This is a genomic window from Arthrobacter sp. EM1, from assembly GCF_029964055.1.
GTDB lineage: Bacteria > Actinomycetota > Actinomycetes > Actinomycetales > Micrococcaceae > Arthrobacter.
Window position 1 is genome coordinate 81,891 of the sequence record NZ_CP124836.1, and the last position, 11,247, is coordinate 93,137.

The 11,247-nt window shown below is 66.7% G+C and carries 12 protein-coding genes; 5 read left to right on the forward strand and 7 right to left on the reverse strand.

Annotated features, from left to right (window positions below; genetic code table 11):
* Positions 1-107: 107 nt before the first annotated feature.
* From QI450_RS00425 to QI450_RS00455, 7 genes are all read right to left on the reverse strand, one after another.
* A complete protein-coding gene (locus QI450_RS00425; protein ID WP_226773906.1) occupies positions 108-605 on the reverse strand; it encodes a CoA-binding protein in 498 nt (165 codons plus the stop codon).
* Complete coding sequence (locus QI450_RS00430; RefSeq protein ID WP_226773907.1) at positions 602-1,927, reverse strand: O-acetylhomoserine aminocarboxypropyltransferase/cysteine synthase family protein; 1,326 nt, start codon at positions 1,925-1,927, stop codon at positions 602-604. Before QI450_RS00430 ends, QI450_RS00425 begins: the two co-directional genes overlap by 4 nt.
* Positions 1,927-3,156 (reverse strand): dimethylsulfone monooxygenase SfnG, encoded by a 1,230-nt coding sequence (gene sfnG / locus QI450_RS00435; protein WP_226773908.1) that lies wholly within the window; start codon positions 3,154-3,156, stop codon positions 1,927-1,929. The genes QI450_RS00430 and sfnG overlap by 1 nt, the downstream gene beginning before the upstream one ends.
* Positions 3,149-5,146 carry an acetate--CoA ligase gene (acs, locus tag QI450_RS00440; RefSeq protein ID WP_226773909.1) on the reverse strand — a complete coding sequence of 666 codons (1,998 nt, stop codon included), beginning with the start codon at positions 5,144-5,146 and terminating at the stop codon, positions 3,149-3,151. Before acs ends, sfnG begins: the two co-directional genes overlap by 8 nt.
* On the reverse strand, positions 5,122-6,033 hold the full coding sequence (locus tag QI450_RS00445; RefSeq protein WP_226773910.1) for an ABC transporter permease: 912 nt from the start codon (positions 6,031-6,033) through the stop codon (positions 5,122-5,124). Before QI450_RS00445 ends, acs begins: the two co-directional genes overlap by 25 nt.
* Positions 6,033-7,070 (reverse strand): aliphatic sulfonate ABC transporter substrate-binding protein, encoded by a 1,038-nt coding sequence (locus tag QI450_RS00450; protein WP_226773911.1) that lies wholly within the window; start codon positions 7,068-7,070, stop codon positions 6,033-6,035. The genes QI450_RS00445 and QI450_RS00450 overlap by 1 nt, the downstream gene beginning before the upstream one ends.
* Before the next feature lie 131 nt (positions 7,071-7,201).
* Complete coding sequence (locus tag QI450_RS00455) at positions 7,202-8,059, reverse strand: ABC transporter ATP-binding protein (protein WP_226773912.1); 858 nt, start codon at positions 8,057-8,059, stop codon at positions 7,202-7,204.
* Positions 8,060-8,396: 337 nt separating this feature from the next.
* Between QI450_RS00455 and QI450_RS00460 the strand changes: the two genes are divergently transcribed.
* The 5 genes from QI450_RS00460 (at position 8,397) to QI450_RS00480 (ending at position 11,198) form a co-directional block, all read left to right on the forward strand.
* Positions 8,397-8,822: a CoA-binding protein gene (locus QI450_RS00460; RefSeq protein ID WP_226773913.1), complete on the forward strand. Its 426-nt coding sequence runs from the start codon at positions 8,397-8,399 to the stop codon at positions 8,820-8,822.
* 236 nt (positions 8,823-9,058) lie between these two features.
* Positions 9,059-9,769, forward strand: coding sequence for a polysaccharide deacetylase family protein (locus tag QI450_RS00465; RefSeq protein ID WP_226773914.1), 711 nt, complete (start codon positions 9,059-9,061; stop codon positions 9,767-9,769).
* A gap of 53 nt (positions 9,770-9,822) precedes the next feature.
* Positions 9,823-10,230, forward strand: coding sequence for an MmcQ/YjbR family DNA-binding protein (locus tag QI450_RS00470; protein ID WP_226773915.1), 408 nt, complete (start codon positions 9,823-9,825; stop codon positions 10,228-10,230).
* On the forward strand, positions 10,227-10,772 hold the full coding sequence (locus QI450_RS00475) for a DUF1990 domain-containing protein (RefSeq protein ID WP_226773916.1): 546 nt from the start codon (positions 10,227-10,229) through the stop codon (positions 10,770-10,772). The genes QI450_RS00470 and QI450_RS00475 overlap by 4 nt, the downstream gene beginning before the upstream one ends.
* A 132-nt stretch (positions 10,773-10,904) precedes the next feature.
* Complete coding sequence (locus QI450_RS00480; RefSeq protein WP_226773926.1) at positions 10,905-11,198, forward strand: DUF503 domain-containing protein; 294 nt, start codon at positions 10,905-10,907, stop codon at positions 11,196-11,198.
* The last annotated feature ends 49 nt before the right edge of the window (positions 11,199-11,247 follow it).

Sequence of the window (11,247 nt, forward strand, 5' to 3'; positions counted from 1 at the left end):
ACGCGCTCCCGATCCGCCCAGTTCGCCGGTAGCGTGCGGGCTCGCCGTAGGACAACAGCGAGCTCGCACGTTACCGGCGAGTTCGGCATTCGAACGCGCCGGAAGCGCTAGGCCAGGACCTGCCGCTTGGCGGAAATGACCCCAGTGTCGAAGCCGGCCAGATGCAGACCGCCGTGGAACCGGGCATGCTCAATCTTCACGCAGCGGTCCATCACGACGTCGAGCCCGGCGGCTTCGGCTTCCTTCGCGACTTCCTCGTGCCAGGACCCAAGCTGCAGCCAGAGCGTTCCGGCTCCGGCCGCGATGGACTCCTCCAGGACTCCCGGCAGGTCATCGTGCTTGCGGAAGACGTCCACGATGTCCGGGCTCTCCGGCAGGTCTGCGAGTGAGCTATACGTCGGCTGGCCCAGGATCTCCTTCACCACCGGGTTCACGAAGTACAGCCTGTACGGGGTGGAGGACTGCAGGTAGGTGGCCACAAAATAGCTTGCCCGGGACGGCTTGTCCGAGGCACCCACAATCGCGATGGACCTGGCGCTGCGCAGCAGGTTGAACCGTTCCGGTGCGGACGGCCCGGTCCAGGTACGTTTCTCTTCCCGGCTCACAGCAGCGCTCCGATCGTGCGCGCTTCGGAGGCGGACTCTTCCGAGGCCGCATCCAAGGCCTGGTCGAGGTCCCACAGGATGTCCTCAAGGTCCTCGAGGCCGATCGAGATCCGGACCAGGTCCTCCGGGACTCCGGCGGATTCGAGCTGTTCCGGGCTGAGCTGCTGGTGGGTGGTGGAGCCCGGGTGGATGACCAGGGTCCGGGAGTCTCCTACGTTGGCCAGGTGCGAGGCCAGCTGCAGGGACTCGATGAACTTCTGCCCCGCGGCCCGGCCGCCCTTGACGCCGAAGGAAAACACCGAGCCGGGCCCCAGCGGCAAGTATTTCCTGGCCCGTTCGAAGTGCGGGTGCGAGGGCAGGCCGGAGAAGTTCACGTAGGCCACCCGTTCGTCCGCCTCGAGCCATTCCGCCACGGCCTGGGCGTTCTTCAGATGCTCGTCGAGGCGCTGGGGGAGCGTTTCCACCCCCTGCAGCAGCTGGAAGGCCGACATCGGAGACAGCGCCGGGCCGATGTCGCGGAGGTGCTCGCAGCGCAGTTTGGTGAGGAACCCGTATTCGCCGAAGTTCCCCCACCAGGAGACGTTGCCGTAGGACGCGACGGGCTCGGTCATCATGGGGAACTTGCCGTTGCCCCAATTGAAGCGGCCGCTTTCCACAACGACACCGCCGAGGGTGGTGCCGTGCCCGCCAAGGAACTTCGTGGCGGAATGGATCACGATGTCAGCCCCGTGTTCGATTGGCCGCACGAGGTACGGCGTGCTCAAGGTGGCGTCGACGACGAGCGGGATTCCGGCGTCGTGCGCGACCTTTGCCAGCCCTTCAAGGTCCTGGATCTCCGAGGACGGGTTGGCGACCACCTCGACGAAGATCGCCTTGGTGTTCTCCCGGATGGCCGCGGCGTAGTCGGCCGGGTTGGTCCCCGGGACGAAAGTGGTGTCGACCCCGAAGCGGCGCATGGTGACGTCAAGCTGGGTCACCGTGCCGCCGTAGAGCTGGGCGGCGGCGACAATGTGGTCCCCGGCCTGGGTGAGCGCGGCGAAGGTGATGAATTCCGCGGCCATACCCGATGACGTGGCCACAGCGCCGATACCGCCCTCGAGGGAGGCGATGCGCTCTTCGAACGCGGCGACGGTTGGGTTGCCGATCCGGGAGTAGATGTTGCCGTACTTCTGCAGTGCGAAGAGGCTGGCGGCGTCCTGGGTGTCTTTGAAGACGAAGGACGTCGTCTGGTAGATCGGCACGGCGCGGGCGCCGTGCTCGGCATCGGGGGTGCCCCCGGCATGCAGGGCGCGGGTGCGGAAACCAAATTTGCGGTCAGACATTACGCGTTCACCAGCCCGGGGGTGGGGGTGGCCGAGACCGCCGGTGTGCCGGAGAGATCCAGTTCGCTGCCGTTCCTGCGGGCGAGGTCTGCCTCGAGTTTACGGACGATCGGCAGGATGTCCTGGCCGAAGGCGGCGACTTCCTCCTGGAAGTGCAGGTAGCCGGTGAGGAACAGGTTCACGCCGATCTTTTTGTACTCCACGATCCGCTCCGCGATCTGCTCCGGTGTGCCGATCAGCTGGGTTTTGAAGCCGTCGTTGTATTGGACCAGGTCCTCGAAGCTTGAGTCGGCCCACATGCCTTTGCCGTCCTTTGTGGACGCGCCGGCCTCCTGGACAGCGTCGCGGAAACCTTCGACGGCGGGTTTGTGCGCCTTCTCGACGATCTCGCGGAGGGTGTCGCGGGCTTCCCGTTCGGAATCACGGGCGATCACGAATCCGTTCAGGCCAAAGCGCGGGGCGGCGAGCGCGGGCTCGGTGGCGCCGGTCTTGGGCGCGGTCCCGCGTCCGCCTTCTGCCGCGGAAGCCACGACGCCGGCGATGTTCTCCTTGAAGCCTTCCAGGTCCTTGCCGTTGGAGAAGTACCAGTCGGCGACCCGGCCTGCCGTGGCCTGCGCAGCAGTGGAGTTTCCGCCGAAGAAGATCTCCGGGTGTGCCCGGCCGGGCACGTCCACCGGGGCCGGATTCAGGGTGAAGCCGGTGATGTTGTAATACTTTCCGGACTGGCTGTACTCCTGCTCGGTCCAGAGCCCGCGGAGGACGCGGATGAACTCCTCGGTGCGGACGTAGCGTTCGTCGTGTTCGAGCCAGTCCAGGCCGAAGTTCTCGAACTCCGCCTTAAGCCAGCCTGAAACGATGTTCACGGCGGCCCGGCCGTCGGAGATATGGTCCGCGGTGATGATGAATTTGGCGAGAACGCCGGGGTGCCACATGCCCGGGTGGACGGCGGAGATGACCTTGAGCCGCTCGGTGGCCGCCAGCAGCGCCAGGCTGAAGGAGGTGGCCTCGTGCTGTTTGTCCGCGCCGTAGGAGGCGGCATAGCGCGTCTGGGTCAGGGCGTATTCGAAGCCGGAATTCTCCGCGATCCGGGCCAGCTTCTTGTTGTACTCGAAGTCCCAGCCGGTGCGCTGTTCGATAGTGGAAACGACGAGGCCGCCGGAGACATTCGGAACCCAGTAGGCGAACTTGAGCGGTTCGGAGAGACGGGCCACATTGCTGATGTCAGTCATGGGTGTTCCTTACTTCTGGGGTATTTCGGGTTCGCAGGACATCCTGGATGTCCACGATGGATGGTTCGTTCTGGAGCGACGTGGTGTCGCCGAGCGCGCTGCCCTCGAACAGCTGGGTCAGTAGCCGTCGCATGATCTTGCCGCTGCGGGTCTTCGGCACATCCGGGACGACGACGACATCGCGGGGCTTGGCGATAGGCCCGATCGCCTTCGCGACGTGCGCCTTCAATTCGGACGCGATGTACCCGGCAGCCGCTGCTTCGCGCAGAACGACGAACGCGACGATGGCGTGGCCGGTCTTCGGATCCGCGACGGGGCAGACCCCGGCCTCCACGACGTCCGGGTGTGCGACGAGGGCTGATTCGATCTCGATCGTGGAGAGCAGGTGTCCTGAGACGTTGAGGGTGTCGTCCACCCGTCCGAGGATCCAGATGTCGCCGTCGTCGTCGTATTTGGCACCGTCCCCCGCGAGGAACCACCCCTGCGCGGCGTACTGGCGCCAGTACGAATCGTAGTAGCGCTGCGGGTTCCCCCAGACGGTCCGGGCGATGGCGGGGCCCGGAGCGTCCACCACAATAAAGCCCTGGACGCCGGGCGGGACAGTGTCGCCGGCGTCGTCCACGATCCGGGTGCTGACGCCGGGCAGGGGCCGGGCGGCACAGCCGGGCTTAAAGCCGGCGTCGGTCGGGGCCGGGGAGAGAATGGTGGCGCCGGTTTCGGACTGCCACCAGGTGTCAACGACCGGGGCGGTTCCGGCACCGATGTTCTGCCGGAACCAACGCCATGCTTCGGGGTTGACGGCCTCACCGACGGTGCCGAGCAGGCGGATGGAGGACAGGTCGTAGCTGGCCGGGACGCCGTCGGGGAACCAGCCCATCAGCGAACGGACCAGGGTGGGAGCGGTGTAGTACTGCGTCACGCCGTAGCGCTCAATGATTTCCAAGTGCCGGCCCGGATGCGGAGTGTTGGGGGTGCCCTCGAAAATTACCTGGGTGACTCCGTTGGAGAGCGGACCGTAAAGCTCATAGGTGTGGGCGGTGACCCATGCCAGGTCTGCCGTGCACCAGTGAACGTCCCGGTCACGGAGTGCGGGGTCCGGATTGCTAAAGAGATGCTCGAAGCTCCAGGACGCCTGTGTCAGGTAGCCGCCGGAGGTGTGCACCAGGCCCTTGGGCTTTCCCGTGGTCCCGGAGGTGTACATAATAAACAACGGCGTTTCGGCGTCGAAGACTTCGGCTTCGTGGACCTCGGAGGCCCGCCCGACGGCGTTATGCCACCACACATCGCGGCCCTCGGTCATCGGGACGGTCGCCAGAAGCTCCGGCGGGGTGGTTCGGTTGACTACCAGGACATGCTCGATAGCATTGTTGCCGGCCACGGCGGCGTCCGCATTGCCCTTGACCGGTACTGCCTCGCCGCGGCGGAACTGGCCGTCGGTGGTGACCAGCAGCTTCGCACCGGTGTCCGCTACCCGGAATCTGAGCGCTTCGGCGGAGAAACCGCCAAAAACCAGCGAGTGGACGGCGCCGATGCGTGCCACGGCCAAGGTGATGATGATGGTTTCGGGGATGACCGGGAGATAGATGACCACGCGGTCGCCCTTGCCGATTCCCAGCGCAAGCAGGGCGTTGGCAGCCCGGCAGACCTCCCGCTGCAGTTCGGCGTAGCTGATGGTGCGCCGGTCCCCGCGTTCGCCCTCGAAGTGCAACGCCACCTTGTCCCCGCGTCCCGCCGCTACATGGCGGTCGACGCAGTTGGACGCGACGTTGAGCCTGCCGCCCTCAAACCAGGTGATTCCCGGACCGGTGCCGGCAGCCCCGTCTGCCGGGATCCAGCGGTGGGTGGTGTGCCAGGGCCTGGCCTGCCCCGGCACCTCCTCCCAGTCGAGCCGGAGGGCAGCTGCCTCCCAGAAGGAGAGGCGCTCTTGTTCGGTGACCGGGAAACCCGCCGGTGCCGTTTCGGTGCTTATGCCCACCGGTTCACCGCCCATTTCTCGGCCAGGCCCAGCAGGGCGTCCGTGATCTTGCCGATCACGGCCAGCAGCACGATTGCGAGTAGGAGCCGGTCCGTGCGGCCGTTGTTCTGCGAATCCGTGAGCAGGAAGCCAAGCCCCATCGAGGACGCGATGAGTTCGGCGGCCACCAGGAACAGCCAGGCCTGGGCCAGCGCGAGCCGGAGTCCGGAGAACACTGCGGGAACCACTGCCGGAAGCTGGACGGTGGTCAGCAGCTTTACCCCGTTGAGGCCGAAGGCGCGCGCGGCTTCCACCAGGTTGCGGTCCACGTGCCGCAGCGCCAGGGAGACGGTCGTAAAGACGGGGAAAAAGGCGCCGATCAGGATCAGGGTGATCTTGGAATCCTCGCCGATTTTCATCCAGAGGATAAGCAGCGGTACCCACGCGAGGGAGGGGACGGCGCGGAGGGCCCCGATGGTCGGAGCCAGTAGGGAGTCGGCGACTTTGGACAGTCCTACCAGTGACCCGAACACCAGGCCAAGGGCCGCGCCGGCAGCAAAGCCGATCAGCACGCGCTGGGTGGAGATCGCGATGTGCTGGCCGAGTTGCCCGCGCTGGAGCAGGTCAAGGCCTGCCTCCAGCACCATCTCCGGCGGCGGGAGCTGGACAACGCTGAAGACCCCGGCAGCCGTGGAGACCTGCCAGGCGGCCAGAACCGCCGCGGGAAGGACCAATCCAAGGAACAGACGCGTCCAACGGCTGGCCAGGATCCCGGCGGGGAACCATCCGTTCGCCGGGGAGCCGCCAGCGCGCGAACCAGGGGAGGCCGGCCGGGCAGCGTCTGCCGGACGTGCGGGGACGGCTGCAGTGCCCCCGTCGGCAACGCTCGTGCCGGTGCCAGGCGGATTCCGGTGGTTTGTCATCAGGAATCCCTGATCGCGGATGCATCCGCCTTCTTCACCAGCGAGTCATCAAGAAGAGTCGACAATGCCGTGTCGATTTTGTCCTGGCCGGTGACATCCCCGGTCTCAACGAAAGTGGGGCCGATCTTGGCCAGGACCTTGCGCTGGGCCTCACCCGGCGCGGGGTCGACGGCGAGGTTGCTGCGCTCCAGGATCACGGTTTTGGCGATGCCGACGTCGAGGCCCGCGACGTCGGCGAGGATCTGCGCGGTCTCGTCCGGATTCGCGGCGGCCCAGGCACGGGCCTTCTCGTAGGCATTGACGACGGCCTGCGCCTGCTTCGGCTTAGCGGCCAGGAACGACTCGTTCGCGTTCAGGAAGCCGTAGCTGTTGAAGGACACGTTTCGGTAGAACAGCTTTGCACCGTTCTTCTCGGCGCCGGCCATAATCGGATCGAGGCCGGCCCAGGCATCCACGGCCCCGTTCTCCAGTGCCGTGCGTCCGTCCGCGTGCTGTAGGTTCTGCACGGTGACGTCCTTGGCCGAAAGTCCGGCTTCGGCGAGGGACTGCAGGAGGAAGAAGTACGGGTCGGTACCCTTGGTCGCGGCCACGGACTTGCCCCTGAGGTCGGCCACCGTGGCGATCCCGGAGGAGGGCCCCGTGACGAGCGCGGACCATTCGGGCTGCGAGTAGATGTCGATCGTCTTGATCGGGGAACCGTTGGCACGGGCCAGCAGCGCGGCAGATCCGGCCGTGGAACCGACGTCGATCGCGCCGGACCGCAGCGCCTCGTTCGCCTTATTGGAGCCCGCGGACTGGACCCAGTTCACTGTGACACCCTGGTCCTTGAGTGCGGCCTCGAGCCAGCCCTTCTTTTTGATGACCAGGCTCAGCGGGTTGTAGGTGGCGAAGTCGATATTCAGCGTGCCGCCCGAGAATGCGGCGGCGGGGGCCACGGAGGATCCTTCGCCCGCAACGCAGCCAGTAAGAGCAAGGGCGGCGGAGGCGGCAAGGGCCGCCACTACTGAACGGCGGGTGGTTGTGCGGGCGAATGACATGGCGATCCTCTGGGAAGTGAAAAATGCGGAAGTGAAGCAACGTGGACCGGAGCGAAAACTCGCGGTGTAACAGGAGGTGGCGCGGGCCGGGCAGCGGCATTCCGGCTGGCGTTCGAGGCGCCGGCGGGCTGCTAATGGCCGCCGACGCCGAGGGACTGAAAGAGCGAGGTCCGCAGGCTGGCCAGTTCCACGGAACCGCGGCCGCGGGGCCGCGCGCCGGGCACCACAGCGGTGCGAACGATCGTCGCGCCGGTCCCGGCCGCGGCGGATCCGGTACCGGGCCCGCTTTCTTTGCCCAGGACGATGATGCGGTCGGCAAGCTGGAGGGCCTCGTCGACGTCATGGGTCACAAGCAGCACAGTGGTGGGCTCGACTCGGTGGATCTCCAGCAGCAGGTCCTGCATCTTGATCCGGGTGAGCGCGTCGAGTGCGCCGAACGGTTCATCCAGCAGCAGGACACCGGGGTTGCGGGCAAGGGCGCGGGCCAGGGAGGCGCGCTGGGCCATGCCGCCGGATATTTCGCGGGGCCGGTGCTTGGCGAACTCCGTGAGGCCCACGAGGTCAAGCAGCCGGGCCACCTTAGCCTTTCCGTCCCTGGCGCTGATGCCTGCGGGCAGGCCGATCGCGATGTTGGCTTGCAGGGTGTGCCACGGCAGGAGGCGCGGTTCCTGAAAGGCGAAAGCGCAGCGGGAGTCGATGCCCTGGACCGGTGTGCCGTCGATCTCAACACTGCCGGCGGTGGGGGAGTCGAGCCCTGCGGCGGCCCGGAGCAGCGTGGACTTTCCGCATCCGGAGGTGCCAAGGATCGCGAGGACTTCGCCGGCCCGGATTTCGAAGTCGACGTCGCGCAGGACGGTGTGCGCCGCGGCCCCGGCCCCGAAGGTGCGGCGCAGCGATCGGAAGGCAACCGGCAGCGCCGGGGTGCGGGGGGCGGCTCGGGCGGCGTCGTAGGACGACGCCGGCGCGGGGGCGGACAGGGCAGTAGTCATGGGGCACTCCATCGGTCCTGGCAGTAGCACCCTACGGAAAGAGCCGCTCGGCCGGATGGTCAGTCCGGCCGTTCCCGCGGCTCTTACCTCGTTATCGCCGGAGCCAAGGGAAGAGCTCCGGCGACCAGGGTTGCTGCGGCTTCATCGATCCAGGTCTCTCGGCCGCTCGGGATGGTCACCTTCTACTAAAACGGAATTGCCGGTTTTGCCCAAATCGACAACGTAATATTCGGAAACCTGACGGCGCGGGCAGGTGTTTCCGTAGATTATTCGAAACGCCGTGCCGGGGTGCCGTGACCCCGCGCGGGATGGCCGCGCGCGGGCCTAGGCTGGGTAGATGACCCATGTGAACGACCCCGCAGTCATCGAACGGCTCCTGCGCGAGAAGGGGCGCTGGGCCATCGTCGGACTGTCGACGAATCAATGGCGGGCGGCATACCAGACGTCCCTGTTTATCCGTGACAGTCTCGGGATGGAGATCGTCCCGGTAAACCTGCCCGGGGATGCCGTCCACGGCGAGCCCGGCTACGCCAGGCTGGCCGACATCCCGGCGTCCGGCCAAGCCCTTGACGTTGTGGACTGCTTCGTGAATTCGCAGCGGGTCGGAGCCGTAGTGGACGAAGCGATCGCCGCCGGCGCGAGGGCCGTCTGGCTGCAGCTGGGCGTGATCGACGAGGCCGCCGCCGCCCGTGCCAAAGCCGCAGGGCTGGACGTGGTGATGAACGCCTGCCCGGCGCAGGAAGCGCCGCGGTTCGGTCACTGAGTAACGGCCGCAGGCTGCCGGTCACTTCGACCTGCTATTCTGCGCCGGACCTACTTCGCCTAGCGCTGGGACCAGACTTGTGTGAGCACCACGTAACAGAGCCCCGGCGGCCCCTTGGGCGCCGGACGGCGCTTGGGTTCCTGGGCGCCTCGCTGGCGACGGCCTTGGTGGCCTGCGCGGATCCGGCTGGCCCGTCCACTGCGCCGCCGCAAGCACCCGGCCCCGCAGCCCCTGCCGTGTCCGCCCCTGCCGTGTCCGCCCGGCCCGGGCGTCTGCGCCTCCCGCTCTTGCCCGACGACGGACCCACCCGACGTCCGCGCGCACCGGTTATCCGGGATTTCACGCTGCCTCCGGTTCAGAACGGGCTGGCGCCGGTGCTGACCAAGATCGAGACGAAGCAGCCGGTGGTTTTCCTCACCATTGACGACGGGGTGGCGAAATCTCCCGAAATGATCCGGCTGATGGCCGCGTACGATTATCCGGCGTCGATGTTCCTGACCCGGAACTTCGTTCAGGACAACCCCGGTTTCTTCGAACCCTTCGCCGCCCAGGGGAGCCTGGTGGAGAACCACACACTGAGCCACAACATCAACATGGTCACTCAGATGGGGTACCAACAGCAGCTCGCAGAAATCACCGGTATGCAGGATTATGCCCAGCGGGTGTTCGGACGGCGTCCCGCGCTGTTCCGCCCGCCCGGTGGCGCCTACTCGATCAGCATGCGGCAGGCAGCCGCGGCGGCAGGGATTAAGGCGATCGTCACCTGGGAGGCTAAAGCCAACGCCGGCCGGATGGACTACCAGTACGGCAATACCCTGCGTCCGGGGGATATTGTGCTGATGCATTTCCGCCCCGAGTTCGCCGCCGATCTGGCTGCTTTCCGGGCCGCCCAGCTGGCCGCCGGCCTTGAAGTGGTGCTGCTGGAGGACTTTCTCGGCGTCGTTTGAGGTACTCCCGGCGGGGACCCAAGAAAGTCGGCGGAGGCAAGTAGGCTGAGTTCATGGACGCAGCGGGACTTCGTGGAATCTGCCTTGGCTTGACCGGTGCTTTCGAAGACTTTCCGTTCGGCCCGGAGACCGCTGTCTTTAAGGTGCGGGCCGCAGTGTCCGGCGGCGTCCGCCACGAAGCAAAAATATTCGCCCTCTCTGCCCTGCAGGCGACTGACTTCTCCGTCAGCCTGAAATGCGAGCCGGCCCTGGCAGAGCAGCTGCGTGCGGCGCACCCCGAGATCACCGGAGCCTGGCACCTGAACAAGAAGCACTGGAATGGTGTGCGCCTGGATGGTTCCCTTCCCGATGCGATGGTGCGCGACATGGTTGAAGATTCCTACGACCTCGTGGTGGCTTCGCTGAACCGCCGCCAGCAGGAACAGCTGGGCTGGGCGCGGCTGGCAGGAGGCCGGGCATGAGCGCGCGGATCGCGGCCGGAGAGCTGAACTATCCGGGCATCGGCTCCACGGAGCATGGGCCGGCGCCTGCGGGCTACGAATGCCTGGTCACGCACGCCTACGTGGGCGAGGGCCTGGCCAGCTACCGGCGCGTGGTCCAGGGGACGCTGAACTGGCAACTGCAGAAACGGGCAGGACTGCGTGTCCGCGCGGAATCGGATGTGGTGGCCCCCGGCACCCGCGTGGTCAGCGGGTTCGGCGTCGGGCCGTTCCGGATCGACGCACCGTGCGAGGTGGTCTGGGTCCGCCGCCCGGTACCCGGTAAGGGCCCGCAGTCCGCCGGGTTCGGCTACGGGACCCTCCCCGGGCATCCCGTCCGGGGCGAGGAGGCGTTCGAGATTTCCATCGATGCAGGGGGCCGGGTAGCTATCCGGATCACGGCGTTTGGGGTGCCGTCCAACTGGTTCTACGCGGCGGGCGACGTGCTGGCGAAGCGGGTGCGGGGCCACATCACGTCCCGCTACATCCGGAGTGCACGGGAACTTGCCGCAGGGGTGGACTGAGAGCAGCAACAGTGCTGAATCAACTGACCCTCGACCCAGCAGGGCCTCGACCGGACGCCGCATGAGGGACGCCGCTGCGCTCGGGCGATGGTGGAGCTCGCCATCGTCCGGAACCTCAGGAGGGACAGTGCAATGTGGATCGGCTGGATTGAATGTGACCTGCTCCTTGGCGACGTCCACAGCCTGAAGGAAAAGCGGTCCGTGGTGCGGCCCGTGCTGGCCGAGCTGAAGCGGCGTTTTGAGGTCTCCGTGACCGAGGCTGGCCTCCAGGACCAGTACCGGCGGACCATAATCGGCGCCGGTCTCGTCGCAGCGGACCGGGCCCATCTTATGGAAGTTCTTGCCGCCGTCGAACGCTTTGTCGCCGCCCGGCCCGACATGGAGCTGCTCAGCGTCCGCCAACGGGAGTTGCGCAGCGATGACTGACCTCAACTGATCGATGCAGCAGCGGCGGTGCGGGTGCCGCCAAGGCCCG

What these genes read in the sequence shown, in the direction of transcription:
- QI450_RS00445 (WP_226773910.1), bottom strand. Translation starts at nt 6,033, where the DNA reads ATGACAAACCACCGGAATCCGCCTGGCACCGGCACGAGCGTTGCCGAC.
- acs (WP_226773909.1), bottom strand. Translation starts at nt 5,146, where the DNA reads ATGGGCGGTGAACCGGTGGGCATAAGCACCGAAACGGCACCGGCGGGT.
- QI450_RS00455 (WP_226773912.1), bottom strand. Translation starts at nt 8,059, where the DNA reads ATGACTACTGCCCTGTCCGCCCCCGCGCCGGCGTCGTCCTACGACGCC.
- QI450_RS00450 (WP_226773911.1), bottom strand. Translation starts at nt 7,070, where the DNA reads ATGTCATTCGCCCGCACAACCACCCGCCGTTCAGTAGTGGCGGCCCTT.
- QI450_RS00475 (WP_226773916.1), top strand. Translation starts at nt 10,227, where the DNA reads ATGAGCGCGCGGATCGCGGCCGGAGAGCTGAACTATCCGGGCATCGGC.
- QI450_RS00460 (WP_226773913.1), top strand. Translation starts at nt 8,397, where the DNA reads ATGACCCATGTGAACGACCCCGCAGTCATCGAACGGCTCCTGCGCGAG.
- QI450_RS00430 (WP_226773907.1), bottom strand. Translation starts at nt 1,927, where the DNA reads ATGTCTGACCGCAAATTTGGTTTCCGCACCCGCGCCCTGCATGCCGGG.
- sfnG (WP_226773908.1), bottom strand. Translation starts at nt 3,156, where the DNA reads ATGACTGACATCAGCAATGTGGCCCGTCTCTCCGAACCGCTCAAGTTC.
- QI450_RS00480 (WP_226773926.1), top strand. Translation starts at nt 10,905, where the DNA reads ATGTGGATCGGCTGGATTGAATGTGACCTGCTCCTTGGCGACGTCCAC.
- QI450_RS00470 (WP_226773915.1), top strand. Translation starts at nt 9,823, where the DNA reads ATGGACGCAGCGGGACTTCGTGGAATCTGCCTTGGCTTGACCGGTGCT.